This window comes from Haladaptatus sp. HS23, from assembly GCF_056892285.1.
Window position 1 is genome coordinate 106,610 of sequence record NZ_JBXGLH010000008.1, and the last position, 20,288, is coordinate 126,897.

At 51.5% G+C, this 20,288-nt stretch carries 17 protein-coding genes; 5 read left to right on the forward strand and 12 right to left on the reverse strand.

What is annotated here, in order from left to right:
* Positions 1-560: 560 nt before the first annotated feature.
* From AC1XDK_RS20410 to AC1XDK_RS20430, 5 genes are all read right to left on the reverse strand, one after another.
* Positions 561-1,130: an AAA family ATPase gene (locus AC1XDK_RS20410; protein WP_483351815.1), complete on the reverse strand. Its 570-nt coding sequence runs from the start codon at positions 1,128-1,130 to the stop codon at positions 561-563.
* A complete protein-coding gene (locus AC1XDK_RS20415) occupies positions 1,130-1,528 on the reverse strand; it encodes a hypothetical protein (RefSeq protein ID WP_483351816.1) in 399 nt (132 codons plus the stop codon). Before AC1XDK_RS20415 ends, AC1XDK_RS20410 begins: the two co-directional genes overlap by 1 nt.
* Positions 1,521-1,871, reverse strand: a complete 351-nt coding sequence (locus tag AC1XDK_RS20420) for a hypothetical protein (RefSeq protein WP_483351817.1) — start codon at positions 1,869-1,871, stop codon at positions 1,521-1,523. The genes AC1XDK_RS20415 and AC1XDK_RS20420 overlap by 8 nt, the downstream gene beginning before the upstream one ends.
* 1,119 nt (positions 1,872-2,990) lie before the next feature.
* Complete coding sequence (locus tag AC1XDK_RS20425) at positions 2,991-3,233, reverse strand: hypothetical protein (protein WP_483351818.1); 243 nt, start codon at positions 3,231-3,233, stop codon at positions 2,991-2,993.
* A gap of 1,368 nt (positions 3,234-4,601) precedes the next feature.
* Positions 4,602-4,949: a hypothetical protein gene (locus tag AC1XDK_RS20430; protein ID WP_483351819.1), complete on the reverse strand. Its 348-nt coding sequence runs from the start codon at positions 4,947-4,949 to the stop codon at positions 4,602-4,604.
* A gap of 172 nt (positions 4,950-5,121) precedes the next feature.
* Here AC1XDK_RS20430 and AC1XDK_RS20435 point away from each other — a divergent pair, with 172 nt between their 5' ends.
* The gene (locus AC1XDK_RS20435) at positions 5,122-7,290 is read left to right on the forward strand and encodes a pentapeptide repeat-containing protein (protein WP_483351820.1); all 2,169 of its coding nucleotides are present in this window, start codon (positions 5,122-5,124) and stop codon (positions 7,288-7,290) included.
* 23 nt (positions 7,291-7,313) lie between these two features.
* Here the strand turns inward: AC1XDK_RS20435 and AC1XDK_RS20440 are convergent, their stop codons facing one another.
* From AC1XDK_RS20440 to AC1XDK_RS20465, 6 genes are all read right to left on the reverse strand, one after another.
* Positions 7,314-8,297, reverse strand: a complete 984-nt coding sequence (locus AC1XDK_RS20440; RefSeq protein WP_483351821.1) for a hypothetical protein — start codon at positions 8,295-8,297, stop codon at positions 7,314-7,316.
* Positions 8,298-8,299: 2 nt separating this feature from the next.
* On the reverse strand, positions 8,300-8,809 hold the full coding sequence (locus AC1XDK_RS20445; RefSeq protein WP_483351822.1) for a hypothetical protein: 510 nt from the start codon (positions 8,807-8,809) through the stop codon (positions 8,300-8,302).
* 2 nt (positions 8,810-8,811) lie between these two features.
* Positions 8,812-10,593: a spermidine synthase gene (locus AC1XDK_RS20450; protein ID WP_483351823.1), complete on the reverse strand. Its 1,782-nt coding sequence runs from the start codon at positions 10,591-10,593 to the stop codon at positions 8,812-8,814.
* Between the two features lie 9 nt (positions 10,594-10,602).
* Entirely contained in the window at positions 10,603-11,316 is a 714-nt protein-coding gene (locus AC1XDK_RS20455) for a hypothetical protein (RefSeq protein WP_483351824.1), read from the reverse strand.
* 529 nt (positions 11,317-11,845) lie between these two features.
* A complete protein-coding gene (locus AC1XDK_RS20460; RefSeq protein WP_483351825.1) occupies positions 11,846-12,757 on the reverse strand; it encodes a hypothetical protein in 912 nt (303 codons plus the stop codon).
* 249 nt (positions 12,758-13,006) lie between these two features.
* Positions 13,007-13,576, reverse strand: coding sequence for a hypothetical protein (locus AC1XDK_RS20465; RefSeq protein WP_483351826.1), 570 nt, complete (start codon positions 13,574-13,576; stop codon positions 13,007-13,009).
* A 1,809-nt stretch (positions 13,577-15,385) separates the two neighbouring features.
* On the opposite strand from AC1XDK_RS20465, the gene AC1XDK_RS20470 reads away from it, so the two are divergent.
* Positions 15,386-15,973, forward strand: a complete 588-nt coding sequence (locus AC1XDK_RS20470) for a hypothetical protein (RefSeq protein WP_483351827.1) — start codon at positions 15,386-15,388, stop codon at positions 15,971-15,973.
* A 43-nt stretch (positions 15,974-16,016) separates the two neighbouring features.
* The gene (locus AC1XDK_RS20475) at positions 16,017-17,351 is read left to right on the forward strand and encodes a glycosyl hydrolase family 28-related protein (RefSeq protein WP_483351828.1); all 1,335 of its coding nucleotides are present in this window, start codon (positions 16,017-16,019) and stop codon (positions 17,349-17,351) included.
* Between the two features lie 250 nt (positions 17,352-17,601).
* Here AC1XDK_RS20475 and AC1XDK_RS20480 read toward each other — a convergent pair whose 3' ends face one another.
* Positions 17,602-17,820 (reverse strand): hypothetical protein, encoded by a 219-nt coding sequence (locus tag AC1XDK_RS20480; protein ID WP_483351829.1) that lies wholly within the window; start codon positions 17,818-17,820, stop codon positions 17,602-17,604.
* A gap of 496 nt (positions 17,821-18,316) precedes the next feature.
* Here AC1XDK_RS20480 and AC1XDK_RS20485 point away from each other — a divergent pair, with 496 nt between their 5' ends.
* Both AC1XDK_RS20485 and AC1XDK_RS20490 read left to right on the forward strand, forming a co-directional pair.
* Positions 18,317-18,811: a hypothetical protein gene (locus AC1XDK_RS20485; RefSeq protein ID WP_483351830.1), complete on the forward strand. Its 495-nt coding sequence runs from the start codon at positions 18,317-18,319 to the stop codon at positions 18,809-18,811.
* 47 nt (positions 18,812-18,858) lie between these two features.
* Entirely contained in the window at positions 18,859-20,250 is a 1,392-nt protein-coding gene (locus AC1XDK_RS20490) for a TrbL/VirB6 family protein (RefSeq protein WP_483351831.1), read from the forward strand.
* Positions 20,251-20,288: the final 38 nt, after the last annotated feature.

Sequence of the window (20,288 nt, forward strand, 5' to 3'; positions counted from 1 at the left end):
GGGAGCGATATCCCAGGCAAATCGATGAGATCCGCCACATCGAATGCAATCGTAGAGGCCGATACTTTCCGATACCCATTCCGGATCTGAATGCTCGGTAGCGAAGAATTCCTCGGTCTCCGGGCATCGAAGACGAACCCACGCTTTAGGCGGGATATCCTGTTTTGTGAAGTACTTTCGGAACATCCAGATAATCGATTCTACAGTGCTTGGGTAAGGGTGTCTACACAAGTCAGAGGGGAACTGCTCAACGCTCTGTGCTTGATCACTATCGTCAGTCATCATCGACACCACCCGATGCCGTTGCCTCTTGAGAAGGCCCACACGGCAGATGTGCCGGGAGATTGGTGATCGGGAGGTCGCAATACGGACACGTCTTCGAATCTTCGTCATCGACGTTTCCACTGTGACTACAATTGCCATCCACATGGGTTCTGACGACCTTCCGAGAGATTCCAGACCTCTGAACTAGTTCCGATATTGAATGACCTTCATCAGCCATCTCATTGAGCTGTTCACACTTTAGCTGAGAGACGCAGTTTGGTGCATGTTTCTTTGTATCACTCATCACAGACCACCTCGAAAAGCTTCTCTTTCAGTCGGGCAACGCTCCAGCTATTGGTTATTTTGTGATCTGCGCGGGCAGCAACGTCACCAACGCCCCACATCGATTCACGGCCATCCCTAATCTTCAGATCTTCTTTTTCAAACTCACCTTCGTTTTGCCGACCTCGTTCCTGTATTCTTCGGAGCCGAACGTCGAAGTCTGCATGGACCCAGATGAGGTCAAAATCGTCGAAGTATTTGTCAAGGAGACTTGGTGCAGATGTATCACGAACACCCGAGATTACGACCGGTCTTTGAGGGTACGCCTGATGGTCATTAAGATCCGCAATTATGTCCTGAACCACGTAATCACCACCATCCGTTTCTCTCCGATACGTAGAGTAGTCGCCGAGTTCTTCGCTCGTGAGATCGGAAGCAGGCTTTCCAAAGTATCGGCGTGCGCCACCACGGACGATGTCACCCGTTTCGATATGGATTGCCTCAAGTTCTTCTGCGAGATACACTCCTGCGACCGACTTACCAGCACCTGGGAATCCAGTGATGCCAATCCCTTTGCTTACCATTAGAAGATCCTCCCTTCGACCCATTCTTCCATCTCGTGAATGTTCTCTGGTGCATCCTCTACCGGGAGGAAAAAGCACTCACGGATTACCTCTCCGTCAACATACCTATCCATCTTATCGTCTTGGACTTCTGGAGTGAGACCGGACTCCACTTCAACAGCAAATGCTTTCCCATCTAATGGACCATGAGAGAGGACGTCGATTTCCCCAAGCTCATCGTGGACGACTTCACTTGAGACCTTCATCCCACGGTCAGTGATCAGCTTTGCAGCGACCATCTTCAATGTGGCGTGTTCGATGGTTTCAGACCCGCCATTGAAACGAACTTCATCCGTCTTCGTCGCCTGCCATCCGACATTCTGAATCTCTCGGAGACGAATATGTTGTTTCTTATTCATCAGAGACCTCGCCGAAGATGGCTTGAGCAGCGTTTTTGGTCGTCGGGTGATCGACTTCGTCAACCGGCCCGTACGTCCCGTCATATTCCAACAGTGCTTGGGCAACATCGGTCGGGACCAAACTGTCCGTCGTTGGGGCGATCATGACACCCGAGAATTCGACACATTCTGCAGTGGCGACAGCCGTCTCCGATTCAGCCGTTACCTCGAAGAACCACTCTGTTTCTCGTTCCGGAACTTCTACGACTACCAGCGGGTTCTCGAAACTATGGCGTGGATTCTCAAATGATACGTTCAGGGTTGCTTGCCCGGTTGGTTGGACCGGTGCGGCCTTCTCTTGCATTGGTTCTGTCCTCACCCCTTGCTTAGTTAGGCATGGTTAAAAAGGTATTGGACCGCGCTCACTGAATCACATGCGGGCTTCGAGATGAGACGGGATGAACGAGAAAAGACCTACCAGAGCAACACAAACCCCGAGAACCACACCAAACCACTGTCGAGGGGTTGCTGTTCCAGATATCACGGGAGCGTACGTCTGGAGGATCATGACGACGCCAACACTCGTCACCACGAGTGACTTGAGCAACTCTTGGGCATATTGAGCAAGCCCTGCCACAAACCGTCCAATGAGGCTCATTGTCGGTAGAGATTAGCGGCCTGCCTGAGACTATACGGCTCTGGGGACCGCAATGTTTGTTGCATTGTTCTCTTATCATGCTTAGTTAAGCACGGTGAAAAAGATATGGGTTCACCGATGGGATGGTCTCGGGAAGATCGCCTACAGATCAACCATCTCGAAAATCGCATCTCGAACTTCAATACCAACCTCAACAGCCGTTTCCTCTTCCATGTGCTGATCCCAGTATCCCTCGTCGCTCATTAGTTTCTCTTCTACCGCGCCCTCGTTAAGGTTGAGAAGCGTCCGCAATGCTCGAGCTTCTTGCTCGGATAGATTTTTAATATCGAAAGTACGCTCTTTCGTGTATGTGGTTGTGTTCACAAAAGATGAGGTCGAAAACCTCGTTCAAAAAGACGTCGGATACTGGTTTCCTACGCGTTCCAGCGGACGTTGACCGTGAATTGATTTCCGCTTGAATCGTATCCTTCTTTGTACCACTGAACACCGATGTCTTCCTTCGATGCATCTTCACGATTGCGGATCAAACAACGTGGAGGATCTCTTAGAAATTGAGGGATCGAATTTACACCCTGGGCTACTCGGTGGCATCCCTCGAGGCACCCGTCCATTTTCTATCTCATCGGGATCTAACTCATCAAATGCGCAGGTGCACACCGGTTTTCTGTTCCCATCGTAATCAACGACGTAAACCGTAGTATGTGATTGATGGATCGTAACCATGTCCTCTATCATAGGATTATGCTCGGGAGCACCACGAATAGCGCGTATATCACCAACGCATACGCTGCCCCTATAGACAGCGCCATCAGTATGGCGATCGATTTAGTAGACATGGTGTATCATTTCATCAGTTGATGCCTCCACGGATGCATTCGTTATCCCCATTCGATCTACGTCGACAACGTTGTCTTCGTTCTGTACGAGTGCGACTGCGTCATCTTCTGACTCAGCGGAGACGATGTAAACATCGAACACCACTCCGTAAATTGCACTTTTCGATTCAGTTTTGGCAGGAACACGGTACGCGGTGAGTGAGCTATTCCCACTGTCTGGTGTGGCACTCATGCTTCACCTCGTGATATTTTTAACCATTTTGTGTGGATAGACTCTTCAACTCTTGGTGGTGCTTCTGTTCCACACTGTATACACACTGGCGGATCTCCTGGTGATTGATGCCACGTTTTCCCTCTGCAATCAGGGCAAGGCGGGAGAGTAACACTACTCCGAGATTCCATTTCATTCCAGACTTCTTCGCGCCGATCCCATACCTTTTTCTGACTTTCGTAGGAATCGCGGTCGTTGACTTCGTCACGAAGACTCTCAAATTCTTCTAATAGGTCGTCCTGAGAGAGTTGTTCTGGTGACTTCCGTTCGGCAATTGGTTCTTTTATCGGCATAGGATCTGTCCTCACCCCTTGCTTAGTTAGGCATGGTTAAAAAGATAGGGGTTGATGGTCGATCTGAAATGGAGGAATTTGAAGACATATTACATGCTGTGACTAAAAAGAAAACATTCATATTTGTCTGTGGTACAAATGAGGGCAAGATACACCAAACATGATCCCAAACAAACCACCTCTCCGCGAGCGATATCTTCTGAAACCATTGACACGAGTGCTCTATCTTTCCATCGTGGTTATGATTGTGTTAGGGATTTCTAGAGAAAGAGGTGTGGGAGATGCACAAGAGTGGCTCTCAAGAGAGACTGACGAACTTCGGGGATTCCCTGGCAAAACAGCGTGATCGGGTTGAAATCTTAGTCTAATTCTCTTGCTCCAAGACAACGCGAGGAGGGTCTTTCCAAACACCGGACTCGACTAAGCGGGTCCTGAGAGATCCAATCGGACCCACATTGGCTCTCCATTCGCGTCCAGAATACTGTTGCAACTGTGGGTCCGCACGGATTCCTTGGCAGAAGGTAGGAATATCCCCAAACTCACAAACAACTTGTTTTGCAATCTGGTAATCGAACCCCTCGACACGAGCCAGGCGGTCAATTGCCGGTTCTACTGTGGGCCGATCTCGCTTTGTTATCTGACCAAGGACGATTCTATTTGAGCCCTTCTTGGGTCGGAGATACTGATCAATCAGCTCATCGAGACAGCTCACACCGTATGAATCGAAGACAGTATCGAGTGTCGACTGATGCTTTACGTTAATCGTTGCCTCCTCGAGATTGTCCTGCGACCAGTAAAGTATAATTGGTGTCGAGAACTCCATGATCAGAAACACCGCCTACATTCCGAATCGTAACGATCTATTTCCCCATGTTCTGCCACACTCAATACTCGCATCGTGCCTATTGGTTTCGACGTGGTGTTTGTATTCATTGTCATATTTTCCGGGCACACATATAGCGTCCACTCCTTTGCTAATAAAAGTACCGCATATGGTTCACTACTATGATAAATTATGTTTGTTTGTGGGGGTAGCTCACTGATCGAGCCACTTCTCATACTCCTTGATGTCTTGACTCCCACAGAAAGGGCAATTCTGAGGGTCTTTCTTCATTCTGAAGGGAGACTCGCAATCGAAACACCCGTACTGACTTACCTGGTGATCTCCTCGGATTTGATCGAGAAGTTCGTCAAGTTTGTGAACGAGTCCTGGCGTGTCGTCGAGTCCAACAGTGATCTCAGCGAGGTGTTGATTATGTCCTGCCCACGTCGTAGACCCAATGTGGTCGGTTGTCTCAATCATCATACGGTAGCCCTGGTCCCCCATCCGACGCATGTAGTTCTGTGCTTTGCGTGACTCGTCGTCTGTCTCTTCGTTATCCATCGACTCAAACAGACCACCACGCCTTTTTGACGATGTCGGGAGGCAGAATGGCGTCATTCTGATGTCTAAAAGACGCCAATATTGTATTGGTAAGGCGTCATTCTGGCGCCATGAAAGCTAGCGGGGCAACTGATTGCCAACATTTATCGAGGTGGGGCGATTTATTGTTTCCATGCCCAATCAAGCACCGTCCAACCAAATTAATACAGGGATGAATCGCACGATTTCTGGAGGACCAGATGATATTGGGAAGTGCAAAGAGATTCTTGAGATGTCTCCCGAAGAACGAAAGCGACGGGAGATCAGTCCAGAGGACGTCACTGTCGCACTGAAAACGCTGATCCAGTACGGAACTGCCGAAGAGAAGCACATCTCAGCAGTTGCTCTCCCTCCAATCTCACTCTCCTATTCTGTCCTCAAAGGAGAAGACAGATCTCCACTCATCTTCGAAGATTGCTCGTTTGAGGGGATCAACATGGATTCAGCAGAGGTATGGATACCGATCCGATTCACTAATTGCTCCATCGGGAACCTCACGATGGACGAAGCTACCTTCCATAAGAATGCGATTTTCGACAGATCTCGATTTATTGGAGCAGTTTCCGGCTTTGAAGCAGCGTTCAAACGAGATGCTTCGTTTACGAACGTGGACTTTGTCGATGCCATCGACTTCACGGAAGCTGACTTCGGAGAAGACGCGCGATTCAACCGCGTGATCTTCAATGACATTGCTGACTTCAAGGGATCCCGGTTCGAAGGTACGTCAAATCTCCTCTCAGATAACGCTTCTTTCGAGGAATCTCGGTTCCGTGAAGAAGCTGACTTTACACACGGGGGATTCGAGCATGCAAGCTTCGATAGGGCCACGTTCGAAGAAGGAGTTTGCTTCGAGGAAACCACATTCGATGGGGACGTGAATTTCACGAAGGTCGATGTTCATGAACACGCGGACTTTGACGAAGTTACAATTAAAGGAGACGCAGATTTCACAGAAACGATCTTCCACACGAATGCGGTCTTCCGAGGTGCAGAATTCCTTGGAGGCGCACGACATCTCCACGATGATGTGTGCTTCGAAGGGGTCGAATTCACAGATGGTGTCGACTTTCAAACTGCGCTGTTCCGTTCAGTGAATTTCGAAGAAGCTCACTTCGACGGATCCTGCAACTTCACCGCGTCAGAGTACCAATCAGAAGCAGCATTCATCGGAGCGCAATTCGAGACGACCACGAGTTTCGATGATGCACGGTTCGATGGAGACGCAGATTTCTCCGAGTGTCATTTCCATGGAGACGCGTTGTTCCGAGGTGCAGAATTCACAGGCGAATACAATCACCTCAAAGAGGACGTGTCCTTCGATGACGCCGTCTTTACCAGTGATGCATCCTTCGATAACGCCTCTCTCTCTTCCGCGACATTCAACCACACGGAATTTGGTGGGACGATCTCGTTCAAGGATGTCCGCTTCTCCGACAAAGTTCACTTTAGCCCGACCTCGATCGAGGACACGACCTACGTCAACTTGACAAGTGCAACCCTCCCCGAGGGCACGATACAACAACCACCATCCGGATGGGTCCGCTACGACCTCACTCACGCAACAGTCGGTGATGTGACGTTAGGTATCGAATCTGGGGAACCATCTGACGACTATCAGCTACTGGATTACTTCCGGTTCTGTCGGACGAAGTTTGAGGACTTCGACTTCACAGAGCATGCCGAGTATTTCGACCGGAACAACTGGAGTCTCCACACGTTCGATGAAACCAACGCCGAATACGAATACGAGGAGACATTTACTCCCCGTACTATCGAGCTTACCTACCTGAATGCACAGAACGCAGCTGATGCTATCGGCTACGGGAAAGCATTTCGTGAGTTCCGAATTCTGCGTCAACGGTACAATCGGATGCACGACGAGAATTTGCTCCTTGATCGGTCGGCAAACATCTCGATAAAGGACCGGTTCCAATTGTGTGGTAGTATCGCGACGAATTACTTCATGGACAAAACGTGCTGTTTCGGTGGTCGGCTCTCCAGAATTATCGCACTCGTATTCCTCTTCCCACTCCCATTCGGAATAACATTTGGACTCCTTGGTGGGCCATTCAAAACCTCGGTTGGGCATATCAACGGGATCGGCCACCTGCTCAGTTCAAAAGGAATCGGGATGATGTGGGACAACGTCTACTTCACCTACGTCACCTATACGACGGTCGGCTACGGTGCCGACTCCCCGATCGGGATCATCGCCCGAATCTCGGGGACTTTCCTTGCTCTCATGGGTGTTGTCCTCGGGTCACTACTCGTCTACACCCTGCATGAAAATGTGAAAGACTGACCGCCCGCTTCTTCTTCGCGTTCTCAGCTGTAGATATTGCGTCGCTCTTCTTCCGAGAGGTCTGCTTCATCGATCGTCGGTGCGAGACAGTTCTCACACTGGTAGGTCGTGTTGCCCTTCTCCTTGGTGAAGAGCCGGTGACCGAAGAGGAAGAATGCTTTCTCCCGATGACGCTCGATCACAGCGTCCGCATTGGACCCGCAGCCCTCACACCACCCATCGTCACTGTCCGAGACCGTCTGGTAGGTGACCTGGGAGACGCCGGTCCCTGCTGCGTCGTAGGCTTCTTCCCGCGACCGCTGGATGAGACGCTCGGCAGGATACTCGCCCTCTCCAACCGTATTGTCCTTGCCAGCTTCGTCCTCTTCTACCCTGTCGACGAAAGGACCCAAGGAGACTTGATTGTCGTAGCCAACGAAGTTGAGCGATACTTTTGCATTTGCACTCTCATTTTCTGCCTTGATTTCGACAGTGTGTTTCCCGCCTTGGACGATCACGGTCGCTGGAGTCCGAAGGTTGTCAATCGTGACCGAGTTATCCCACCCATCGATGAATACCAGACCCGGATCATTGGAGATAGTCCTCGATTTCTGCCATCCCGAGACTATCTTTGGAGTAGCCGCGTGGACAGTCTCTCTCAGTTCCGAACTCCGGGAAACTCTCGAGAAGACATCCTCTGGGCTCACAAGATCGATCGTGCCAGAGACCGCGTCAGGCGCAATGAAGACGTCGCCGGGGTGGTCGATGATCAGCGTCCCCTCAACGCCTTGCTCTTCGACATAGACGTCTTCAATCGTTCCCGAGATGGTCTCATCCGTGTCCGATCGGTCGATGTTGCCTTCATCACCGCCTGCCATGTAGACATACTCTGCGTTGATTACACAGAGGTCGCCATCGACAGCACCGGGATGGAGATGGACGTCTTCTGCACGCTCAACGGAAACCGTTCCCGAGTGAGAGCCATTTCGTAGCGTTACGTCGCCTGTATACTGCGTGTTTTGAGACATTGTTAGTGTTTGAGTCGCTGTTTGCGTTTGTTGACGCACTGTACTGGTGGTTCGTGACGAACGATTCGCGTTCGCGTGAGCAACGCTCGGTCAAACTCCGGGTACGTATGCCACGTCTCGTACGAATCGTCATAGAGTGCTATCGATGTGAATGCATCCTCGTCGAACCGATAATGGACGTCGAAGTCGACTGTCCGTGGGTATGCACTCAGAGGCATGGTCTTCAACCACGTCTCACTACTCAACTCCGATCCCTTGTAGGACTGATTGAGCGAGAGGTCAGACGTGAGGGTTATCGATGACACTTCGTCGGCGTCGATCTCCTTGCACGAGGATACCTCGAAGTAGTCCAGTTCGGGCGAACTAATCGAATGAGAGCTCCCGATGATATCGAATTCGAAGGTCGCCCCCACGAATTCTGTCTCCAGAGACTCGTAGACGGTGAGTCCATCGATGGAGATTGGTGAATCGCTCATGGCAAACTGCAGGCGCTCATGCGTGTATTCACTCATGATTAGTCCTCCCCATAGTGGACGATGACGTCATAATTCGGGTTGAAGATGCTATTCACATCGACACCGCGGTACGTCGGCAGCTGGTGCCACGTCCGATTGCCATACTGTTGACTGTGGTTCTCGACATAGGGATGCACACCATCACCTTCGACCGGGAGCTCTGGTTGGGCGCCTTTCGAGAGCATGTAGAACCGTTCCACTCGCTCTTCGTCGCCGTCGTGATCGAGGTCGTCATGAGACGCGTACGGGAAGTAATGGGTGAACCCACCGGCACGAAGCGTATTCGTGAATATCTCATGGTGTTCCGGTGCGGCATACCGGGAGTATTTCCAGGTAACCACCACGCCGTCCTGATCTAGACTCCGACTAAGCATTGTGTAGAACTCTTTCGAGTAGAGTTTCAGCAGCTTATCGTCACGGAGTCCCGGAATATCCAGTAGGATCATGTCGTACTTCTTCTCGTGCGTGCGAAGGTACGTGTAGGCGTCCGCTTTCGTCGTGTTCAGCTTATCATACTCGTAGGAGTTGTTATGGTGATCCTCGAAGAACGATCGATTCTTCGTGTACTGCATGAATTCACCATCGATGTCAAGCTGATCCACCGAGACGTTGTACTGTCGGAGATGGTTGATGGCAACCCAGTCGCCACCTCCCACCAGAAGGACATCCATATCCTCCGTGGAGTTGTTGGAATACATCGACATCGGGACGTCGACCAACCCGTTGTGATAGCTATCTGCCCAGCTATCGCACATCTGGATCGCCCTGTCTAACCGGAGACAGCGCTCAGTTTGGTTTGGTCCATACCAGTTGCTCTTCTTGCCCTCCCACGTCCGATTGTACATCACGATGTCCTGGTACTTGGTGTTTTGATAGTCAGTGATTGCGACATCCATATTCCCGGAGGGATACTCCTGTTCTATTTGTGAGCCCAGATACGCCTTCGTCAACTCACTGTTGACCGAGCTGTGGTACGCAAGTGCTCCTGCATACCCTGCAGTCAACAGCACACACGCAGCGACAAGCACTCGGCTCGGCTTGCCGAACGTGATATTTCGGCTCTTACTGACGATTGGTTCGTCTGGCGACCGGGCAAACTGTGCCCAGAAGACCAGTGCTACAATCGCATTGAGGATGGACAACGCGAAAATCGTCGGGATTAGTCCTAACCGGGGATACAGTACCAGTGCGTAGCCAACCGACCCGACAAGCCCGCCGATATAATCGAGCGTGAGAACGCTCGAGAAACTTTCATCGGACTCACGTGGCTCGGAGATGGCAAACATCGAACCCAGCACCCGCTGGTTCGCGTTACCAACAACATCCCTCACGCGTGCGAGACTGATCGTGGACGTATCCGAATCATCCAGTGACTCAATCATCGCCGTAAGGAACGGCAGTTCTAGACCCGACAGGAATCCTACGACCACAATCGGAACATGGGCCGAGATGGTTGCCCACGGCTCAGGTGGTACCATGCTGGTCAACGAGACTGAGTTGAGCAGGATGATGTAGAGGAACCCTGCCGGCGCACTGAACGCCAAGTAGAGTTCCATTCGGAAGAAGTTCTTCCACGACTCAGTGTCGAGATAGCGTGCTAATCGAGATCCTAGTCCGAGTGCAGAGAAGTACAGTCCGATTGTAATCGCATACCGGACCACTGTCCCTCCGTAAATGACAGTCAGCAACTCCGAATAGACGAGCTCATACGCGAAGCTACAGAAGGCCACCAGGAAGGTGAGCACGTAGAGTGTCGTCCGTTTCGATCGTAGCCCAGACATGTGTCGTCCTCAGAGCCTCGGGGAGATCTTCCACTGGTTCTTGATCATGTAGCCGCCTTTCTTCGCCTTCTTGAGCTGGAAATCGACCGCTTCCCAACCGAATCTCGTCGACCCACGTTTGGAGACAAGATCTGCACCCACACGATACCACCCCGTCTGGGACGCCTGATACGTGAAGTTTGAACCGGGAGTCCCAGATTTGTCCCACGGGATCGGTCCCGCTCCTGGGAGATTTTCATCCTTCTTTGACACCGGCCCAATACGACCAATACCACATTCACGGATCTTACACTGGTACTCGTCTACTTCGTCGTCGTGATCATTGTACCACACTCCATACACACCACCATGCCACTTACTCCGTCCGTTGCGGCCAGTCGGGTGAGAGCCGCCACTCCCAGCAGCGAATCCGCCGACACCACTCCCACGTCCACCGCCGCCTTTGCCGGCACGAGCAGATCCAACAGGACTCAAATCGGAAAGGAAACTCCCCGTTCGGTCATTGTTTCTGTTTGTATTGACATCTGCACGCGATTCTACCTCAGGGTTATCCTCAAAGACAACCGTAATCGTGTTTCCTCGAGCTTTGATCTTGTCGAAGACTTTCGACTTCCGTGGTGGTGGTCCGCTGCTATCGCCACTCCCGGTACATCCCGCAATAACTCCAGAGACGCCAGTTGCGATTCCGATACCCGTGGTTCTAAGGAACTTTCGTCGTTGCATTGGTTCTACGTCCTCACCCATGCTTAGTTAAGCATGGTTAAAAAGGTGTCTGTTTACCACAGATAACGACTCCACACAGACGTCACTCTGTCACCAATACACCACCAATGTGATTGCAGAAAGACGTCAGTCTGACTTCCGAGACTCTAATTGCTCATACATTCGGATTTTGTGTTCCGGTAATTCCTCGTCCTTCTTGTCATCGATTGCGCTGTCTAACTGCATCTGTATCCACTCTGTCTCATCGTCAGGAACTATTTTCAGAAGTTCACGATAGTACTCCACCTTGGACCACCCGTGTTGTCTCTGCATATGCGACAACCGATGGGGTTCGTCTCGTGACGTTACCGAACAGCAATCGACGAGACAGTCTAACATCGACTCTTGGTCCGGATTTGCCCACTCTGAGTCAATCATTCTTGTCTGGAAATCACTGCCAGATATTATAAATATACCGAATGTGGTTCACTTCAGAAAGGCACCATGCCGACACCACTCAGGTGTCAAACCACCCTCTTCCTGGCGTCTGCTACTTCTGGGAGTAGTTCTCGACAGAGAGCCCTGTGCAGCCCCAGTCAGCATACATGATTTGTCGTTGGGTCGGCTTCCCACCATACTTCACATCCACCGAGTATTTCCGGCGGACGTTGTCTGCAGTCAGGATCTCCAGGGTCGCCGTGCGCACTTTCCCGGTACATCGTGTCTCCTTCACCGTCTCCCACTCTGGCTTCGACCCCGACTTGTGGGTGTAGAACGGTCGATTCTCGGTTCGGAACTGGCCAGCAACGGATGGTCCTATCCATTTGCGTCGCTCAGTAGACGCCGAAGAAGGTGCCTTCAGCCTCGAGTACTGCTGTCCCCACATGATCGCATCAGGACTATCCGGAGCGTTTGCCGGGGTCGGGACGCCTGCAGTAAGGCCAACAAACGCGATCTTGACCGGGAGGTTCCCGGTATTCTTGATCTCCACCATCAGGTCAGAGCCGAACGGTGGCTCGTCGCCCATATTGTCTCCCTCGGGGTCCTCCTCGATCACCGAGAGTTTAGTGACCTTGAACGAACGTGTGAGATCAATGGTTTCCCGCTGGGCAATTTCCCCTTCGTTGATGGCGACCACCTTGTACTCTCCAGGTGCCAGTGGATTCGAGTAGACACCGTTCGTCGAGAGAGGGAATTGGACCTTTGTTTGCCCACCCGTGATTTTCTGACGACGTACTGCGTTCCCATCCGGGCCAATCAGATTCACTTCTTCTGGAGCTGCCGAAGACTTGAGTTTCACTACGATCCCCGATTGACCCACCGACGTCTCCTTGATAGGTCCCTCGTTGCCCTTCCCGAACGCATTACATCCTGCTAAAGCGCTCGCGACCAGTGCCCCTCCTGTTGCAACCAGTTGCCGGCGCGAATAGCCGTCAGATTCTGACTCATCCCGTTGATCCATTGTTAGACATATCTGAATATTACCTGAGTCTATAAAGTTCTTACTTAGATTTGTAGCATAGATCTTCCTGCGATTCGTAGAGTAGAGAGCTTGTACCATCCGAAAACAAGGAGAACACATTACAACAGTAGATGTGTAATTTGTTGACTGTTATGGAATAACCACTGTTAAGATAATCAGAATATGCACTCAAAATGGCACCATTATGAAGTCAAACTGCAACAGTATGACGCCATAATGGCGTCAAGCTCACAACGACTTGCTGGATTCTTTCGAGAGTTCCTTCGCCGCGTCGCTCGGACGCCACATCCGATATCCAAAGTAGGTGATCCCAATCGAGCACACAGCACCCAGGATCAGGCCAATTCCCCAGGATACACCCGTACCACTGACTTGAGAACCATACGCGACCGACAGCAGCGTCATGAGCGCACCAAGGGCCAACCATGATCGAGTAAGCCACTTCTCGCTAGCCTTCGCCCAGGTCCCAAGGGCAGCGAGTGCAAGGACCATGAAGATCCAGCCATCGCTGACCTGTATCAATGAGAACGAGCCAGAAGCGATCCCAATGTTAAACTGGACCCACGGGAGGAATCCAGATACAAGCGCCAGAATCGGAAACCAGCCATGTCGGCTCGTCGAAGTCAATGCCTCTACTAACCCATCCAAACCATCATCTAGCGGCGCAGTCCTGCCCTGATCAGACGATACCATCTCCATGTTCGTGACCGTAGGATGGGTGACATCGTTCGCATCATGACTGTCGAGAGGATCCTGATCTCGGCTTCGAGCATACTCATACCGCTCTTCGATAGACATTGACGATAGTTCCAACCCTGCCTGACAGTCTACACAGTGGGTTCCCGTATCAAGAGGTAACGCACACTCTCGACAAATCGGGCCGCCACATCCATCACATTTTGTTACTGATTCCGCATCTGGGTGCGACACGCATTTCATCAATTAGATTGAATTACTGATCCATAATAAAACATCCTACGTTCAAGTCCGAATGCAGCACATTACAGAACGACGTCACACCGGCACCACACTGCCGCCAGTGCACGAAAGCAGCCCCATATACGATGGTGTCAGGGCGGCACCACTCCGACACCACCACCTATGACCGACTACAACAACCTACTCCACGGGAGAGACACCACACTACCGTCAGTACGACACCACCAGCTCACCCGACCGTCGACCGACTGTCCTCGCTGGCGGCCCGACTGCAACAGCAAACCGCCTATCTCCCAGACAGAAATGCAGACACACACGGAGCAGCCCACAAAGCAAAGAGACAATGCAACCCCCACAGGCAATAGCACGCTGAATAGCCACCCTGCTGTAGCACAGTCAGCAGCCCACTCGGAGAGAGAAACAGAAAAGCAGCCTACGCGCTACACAGAGAGATCAATACTCACGCCAAAGCAGAGAGTCCCCCGTTGAGAAACATCGTCACAAGACGCACACAGCGCTCCAGAGAAACTCCAGAGAAAAGAAGCCCACTCGGTAACGGAGAGCCATCCTGATACAGGACAGCCATTCTCACAACAGTGAGAGACACTCGGGGACAGTCGGTCAGTACCTGCATGCCTGACACCCCACAATGCAGTCACACACTGGGTAAACCAGAATCAGCACACCATAGTGGTAACTCGGAGAGCTTGTCTGGACTCACGTCCCACTGTGCTCTACAGTGGAGAGTACTCGACGTCCTCTGGAATTGACTCTCGGTCTCCTAGTAGAGGGTTGACTCTCACCCATACGCTATCGCTCATCTTACTCTCGGTCTGCTATTGCAGGCCTGACTCTCAGGCTACTCGCGCACATGTGACTCTCCTCCTATCGCGCTCTGGCTGACTCTCCAGTTGCTGGGTCATAGCTGACTCTCCCCCTGCTGTATCTTGGAGGGATCTCTCCCTCTCTTCTCAAGTTGTTTACCGTTCTGCTATGGCATGGTCCGCAGCCCAATCTGCTGTTTCTTCTGGGGGTGTCCACTGTGTTTCTGTCGTGGTGATCTCCTTGGGAGCCACCGTTATTTTCCTCGGTGGTCCTGCCTTGTTTGGGTGTCTGTTGTGAGCTCTAGTCTCCCAGTATTGTGGGTGCTCGGTTTGCCGCTCTGAATTGGTGTCTTTTGGTTGTCTATCTCCACACTATTTGGTCCAGCATCTGCCCCTGGCAGATGGTGGTTCAGCCCAGCAGTTGTGCAGGGTGCTGGGCTGTATGTCTCTCCCTCGTTCTCTTCCTCCTGCACGGTGAGGTTTGTTCTCCACACACCGGAGTTCCGTTGTTACTCGTTGGGGCTCCCTTGGGAGACACTGGGCAGTCCTCGTGAGTTATTCTCAGTTTTATTTTGTTTCTGTGTCCCGCTATTGTGGGCTGCGCGTTGTGTTCTCTCTGGTGACTTTGTGTCTGTTTCGTGATAATGGGGCTGCTCTTCTCGCTGGATCTGTATTGTTTGGTCAGTCTGTGCTTTTGCACAGGGGGCTGCTCGTTTTCTAGAGCAGGTCTGGTGTTCCCCTTCTCGCTTAGTTCTGGGTTTGTTGGGGAACATTAGTAGTCGGGGCGGTCTTGGCCCCTATATTTATGCACATATTTTTATGTGGGGCAATTCATTGGTATTCTATGGAGCTCAGTGAAGACCAACGGGAAGATGTTGAGGTATGGCTCAGTGGATGGCGGCGTCCCATGCTTGAGTGCCTTCGCTTCTATCAGGGATCGGATAATATGGTCAAGCCCAAGGACATCCGTGATTACAGTGGGGTGTCCATCGGAAGTTTCCACAATCATATAGATCAACTAATGGACCCTCCAGATCGTCTTGGCATTCAGCCACTAGTTAAGATTGCAGAGCGGAGACAGCTGCAAGAGGGTGGCCCACCAACACGGATCTTCGAGCTCACCGAGGAGGGCGAGGATCTCTTTGAGGGTAACATGATCGACGATGTCGGGTTCTCAAAAGAGGATTTTGAGAGCCTTCATCAACGGGTCGACCGGGCCGAAGATTTGGTCGAAGATATCGATGATTCTGTCGATGAAACTCGGGGCCTGATGCGGGACAAATTGGGCCAACAATCGGAGGAGATTAGCTCGGTTCAAGAGCAGCTATCTGACCTCGACTCGCGCCTACAATCAGTGGAAAGTACGTTGGATGATTTCCGCGTCGTCGTTACAGAAATACGTAAAAACGAAGAATACTTACCAGATCCATAGCATAGTGGAGTGTCGAGCAGAGACCAACAGAGATTGAAGATAGATGAACCCAGATTCAGTATCACGTCGCCAATTCATTGGCGCGGCAAGTGCGGCAGTTGCATCGACCATTGCAGGATGTGGAGCCAGTGGAGGTGGGTCGGTTCCGATCCCATCGACCGGCCCAAACAGCTCGCGGCAAGAGTTAAAATCCGGGGCGTTCCACTCGATCGAGCCAGAGCCCTACAAGGAATCATTCGGGAACTTTGTGGATATCGTTAGGGATGCTGGAGCAGACAACACTGGCAAGGAAGACGTTACTCCAATCATAAAGAGGGTTTTCGCTGATGATACGCTCATCTACTTCCCACCGGGAACCTACAAGATGAACAGTGGGATGCGTCGGGTAGGGAACCGTGATGTCGGTATCATCGGGATGGGTGCGACGCTCAAACACGGCCGGGTGGACGCTATCAAGGGATTCGACGTTCACGAAGGAGAGTTTGAGGGTGCTGCACAGCTATTCAAGATAGGAATCCCAGACAACCCTCATCAAGGAAAGTTCCTCTTTGGTGGCTTCACCCTTGATTGGAGAGGAGAGAATGAGGGGATGCAGATTCTCAATCATCACACTGCAGGATCATCGGAGATCAAAAATCTGCGGTGTGTGGGGATTCACTCGCTGGGGTGTCAGGGGCCATTGCGGATTGACCCCTATACGCCCGATGCAAAAGCGCTCGTTAAGAACGTCGATATGCGGTATGGTGGACGGAGTTACCAATATACGATCAACACGCGAGACACGTACGATGGAGGACCATATGCAGGGCGAAGTTGGGCAACCTCTGGGATTACAATGCACCCACGTGCGGACGGGAAGCTCCGTATACAACGGATGCTCTGTGGAGGGTGGCCCGATAATGGTCTCTACGTTACCGGAGGAAAACCTGGGAAAGGGGTTGGGACTGTTGAAGTTGTTCAGTGCATCGCGGCCAATTCACAGGCGTCGAATATCAGGATCGGGGGCGTTAACTCTGTGATCGATAACTGCATTGTAGTCACGGATAAGCAGTTCAACAAGATGTACTATGAGCAACGCCCTATCCGTCTTGATGACGGAGAATGTACGCTCAAGAACACGCGGATCATTCAGAAGAAACCTACTGGAAGGTCGATCACGGTCCTCCACAATATCGATAAAGCAGTCATCAAGAACATCGACATCACGATATACGGGCGACCGACGTCAGCACTAGTTATCTCACCAGAGACAGGGAGTGTGTCTGTCTCGGACATGACGATTCAGACAAAGGGATGGAATGGAGGGATGAATCAGCTTATCCGAAATGGCGGCGGGAAGCTGAATAACATCTTCATCAACGGCAAGCGAGTTACGTGACGCCATATTGGCGTCACTATAACGGAGAGGCTCTTTTTGTTGACGTCACACAGACACCATAGTGCCACCACTAACAATGGTTTCATTGTGACGCCACAGTGGCGCCTATTTGGTGAAGGGCCGCCGATTTCTCGGTGAGTCAATGTGGTGTCGGATAGACGCCAGCCTGACCGAGGTACAATTGTATCTATGGAATTGAGAACACGAAGAAAAGAGGACGAACCACTTCCAGAACCTGAGTCACATCCCGTTAGTATTGGACGGGGAAGATATGTGCCCAGTAGAGCCGGACGAGGTAGAAGCCAATGAAGAGGCCACCAATCCCGGCCATGCCCGCTTCGGCGTAGGGCACCTGAAGGATGTACTTGATGAACGCTCCTGTGACGAGGAGCATGGATAGTTGGATGAGCAAGCTACCGATGATGAACTTCACGAATCCGATGACGATTGCGAAGTGTCGGCTAAGCATGCTCTTCGGTCCTTGCGACGTGACGTTGGGTTGATTCTGGAAGTTTTGCATGGATATCTTCACTCTACTGTATTATCTCTAGATATTTAATATTTCGGGATTTTCTAGCTATTTGTCTCGGTATCTTCGTGGTCTGGATCATTCACTAAAGTATAGAGAGCAGTTGGTTCGTGGACTTTTTCGATATAGCTTGCCGCGGAAAGGAGACTCAAACGTTCATGAACCTTGTATCGTGGATATTCTGTGAAGTCTACAAGAGAACCTTGGGTTCGATCTCCTTTTCGGAGTTCGGCGATGATTGCTTTGTCGACGTCGGTCAGATCCATTGGTAAGTAGGTGCTCATGAGCGTGCTACTTTAGATTACGGATTTTCCCCTTAATCAGCATTGTGGTGCTTAGGAAGCGTTGTACTACGATCCGTAGTACGATTTATTATATGGTTCGTCCTAAACACCGAAACATATTTTATGGAAAGAACCATTCTACGAATCGTAGCATGGAACGGAAAGCACCAATTGGCAGTGAATCGAGCAATCGAACCACCACGACCAGAATCCGCGGAGCAGCACGTAAACCCAAGAAGGTTGTTGATAGCGCACGCGAGAAGGTAGATGCACAGATCGAGCGAGTCCCATCGACCGCACTCCAGATGATCTGCTTGTCGCTTATCGGTGTGTGTCTGCAGGGCGGTACTGCAGCCGCGCAGGCGATGAACGAGGCAAGCAATGCGATGTGCGGTACCGGTTTCGGTCAGGCAGCTACGTTCGGTGCGGGCCTGATTGCGATGGGATTGTTCATCTTCGGAGCCTTCGAGCTCGTGATGGCGTTCAAGAACCTGGGGAACCCGGTTAAGCAGAAGGAAGGTCGTCAAAAAGCAAAGAGCGGAGTCTTGTCAATGGCTGGAGTGCTGGTTTTCCCCGGAATTGCAGTCTTCATGGACCAGATCGGCCTCAGCACGATCTCGTGTGTCGACTTCGCAAACATCATCTAAACCAGAGGACATCCATGAATATTTCCCCGGTCAATTCACAACGAGATATGCGTATTTCGCTGTTGAGCAGCGCCTTCGCACTGGTGCTGGTCTTAGTGATTGTAGCAGCCGGGGCTGGCGCAGTCCAGGCGCAGGAAACTCCACCGACTGGCAACAATTCATCGCAGCACCATTGGATAGGGTTACAGAACAACTCGACTGCAAACTCCAGTGAAGACAACAAGGGTGGCGGTGGTCTACTGCCAAACATCGGAAGTATGGGGCCCTCGCTTGATCCAGGTGATTGGGCTAAAGGATTCATCAAATCGATTGCAAAGTTGGCATACGGACTGTCAGAGGGTGCAATTGACGCGATTCACCATTCGATCAGTCACGTACCCGCACCTGGAGAGCCAGGCAAACCCCAGACGTGGATGAATCCGTCGAATGGTCAATGGCCAGGGATCATTGATGCTACGAAGGCCACAATCGGTATTGGACTCACAATCACCGGGATGGGTATTGGACTAGCATTCCGTCATTCGGACCCATACAAGCGGCGAGAGAAGTGGAAACGCAGTGGGATGGCAATGTTTTGGATCATTTCCACATTCGTTGTTGTTCCAGCAGCACTTCACGCCGCAAATGGAGCCTCGCTCTCGTTAGCGCCCGATGGTGCGTATTTCCTGAAGAGTCCGGGGAACTTCGCAAAACTCGGTGTTGGCCTTTCATTTGGAGCGATCCTCGCGGTCACACAGTCCGCAGTCATCGCCGGAGGATTCCTTGTACTCTGGATGGAGAACGTGCTGATCTACTTCGGGTTTGCACTCTGGCCGATAGGATGGGCCGCGCGAACAACGAATGGATTTGGAAAATCCATCGGTGATACGTTCATCTACACACTCGGTGTTGTGATCGTCACCAAGGTTTTCCAGGCCCTCGTGTTGTACTTGCTGTCCCAGCTCAACTGGGGTGGTGACGCACTGACCGTGCTCGAAACACTAGCACTGGTTACCGCTGGACTGGGATTTGCACTGCTAATCTTCCCTCGTTCGATGCTCCGTCACGCAAACGATGCAGCATCGTTCTCGTTAGGGATGGATTCAGCAGAACGGCAAGCTGGTCAATATGCAGAAAAAGCACGCGACCGCGTGGGAACCCAACTCCACAATCAGTATGAATCGTACCGTGATTCGCGTGACGAGCCAGATTACAGCCAAGGTGTGAATGCAGCAGAGAAGTTCTCACCAAGCCCAGGAAGCAGCTTCAATGTGAGCGCAAGTTCATCTGAAAGCCAGTCCTCCTCCGATTCGATGAATTTCGGTCGGTCGGAGTCGTCAGTGGATCTCGGAGACAGTGCCTTCGATACCAGCGAATGGGAGGACGACAACTGGGAAGCAGATCAGGACAAGATCGACTACGAACGGAAACAGGACATCCTCTCGGACTACGGCGACTGAATTGGCTGCCCAATCATCGTACCCGTCGGTTTACGCCG

What these genes read in the sequence shown, in the direction of transcription:
- AC1XDK_RS20485 (WP_483351830.1), top strand. Translation starts at nt 18,317, where the DNA reads ATGGAACGGAAAGCACCAATTGGCAGTGAATCGAGCAATCGAACCACC.
- AC1XDK_RS20460 (WP_483351825.1), bottom strand. Translation starts at nt 12,757, where the DNA reads ATGGATCAACGGGATGAGTCAGAATCTGACGGCTATTCGCGCCGGCAA.
- AC1XDK_RS20425 (WP_483351818.1), bottom strand. Translation starts at nt 3,233, where the DNA reads ATGAGTGCCACACCAGACAGTGGGAATAGCTCACTCACCGCGTACCGT.
- AC1XDK_RS20420 (WP_483351817.1), bottom strand. Translation starts at nt 1,871, where the DNA reads ATGCAAGAGAAGGCCGCACCGGTCCAACCAACCGGGCAAGCAACCCTG.
- AC1XDK_RS20470 (WP_483351827.1), top strand. Translation starts at nt 15,386, where the DNA reads ATGGAGCTCAGTGAAGACCAACGGGAAGATGTTGAGGTATGGCTCAGT.
- AC1XDK_RS20440 (WP_483351821.1), bottom strand. Translation starts at nt 8,297, where the DNA reads ATGTCTCAAAACACGCAGTATACAGGCGACGTAACGCTACGAAATGGC.
- AC1XDK_RS20475 (WP_483351828.1), top strand. Translation starts at nt 16,017, where the DNA reads ATGAACCCAGATTCAGTATCACGTCGCCAATTCATTGGCGCGGCAAGT.
- AC1XDK_RS20450 (WP_483351823.1), bottom strand. Translation starts at nt 10,593, where the DNA reads ATGTCTGGGCTACGATCGAAACGGACGACACTCTACGTGCTCACCTTC.
- AC1XDK_RS20430 (WP_483351819.1), bottom strand. Translation starts at nt 4,949, where the DNA reads ATGGATAACGAAGAGACAGACGACGAGTCACGCAAAGCACAGAACTAC.
- AC1XDK_RS20435 (WP_483351820.1), top strand. Translation starts at nt 5,122, where the DNA reads ATGCCCAATCAAGCACCGTCCAACCAAATTAATACAGGGATGAATCGC.
- AC1XDK_RS20445 (WP_483351822.1), bottom strand. Translation starts at nt 8,809, where the DNA reads ATGAGTGAATACACGCATGAGCGCCTGCAGTTTGCCATGAGCGATTCA.
- AC1XDK_RS20480 (WP_483351829.1), bottom strand. Translation starts at nt 17,820, where the DNA reads ATGCTTAGCCGACACTTCGCAATCGTCATCGGATTCGTGAAGTTCATC.
- AC1XDK_RS20410 (WP_483351815.1), bottom strand. Translation starts at nt 1,130, where the DNA reads ATGGTAAGCAAAGGGATTGGCATCACTGGATTCCCAGGTGCTGGTAAG.
- AC1XDK_RS20490 (WP_483351831.1), top strand. Translation starts at nt 18,859, where the DNA reads ATGCGTATTTCGCTGTTGAGCAGCGCCTTCGCACTGGTGCTGGTCTTA.
- AC1XDK_RS20455 (WP_483351824.1), bottom strand. Translation starts at nt 11,316, where the DNA reads ATGCAACGACGAAAGTTCCTTAGAACCACGGGTATCGGAATCGCAACT.
- AC1XDK_RS20465 (WP_483351826.1), bottom strand. Translation starts at nt 13,576, where the DNA reads ATGTCTATCGAAGAGCGGTATGAGTATGCTCGAAGCCGAGATCAGGAT.
- AC1XDK_RS20415 (WP_483351816.1), bottom strand. Translation starts at nt 1,528, where the DNA reads ATGAATAAGAAACAACATATTCGTCTCCGAGAGATTCAGAATGTCGGA.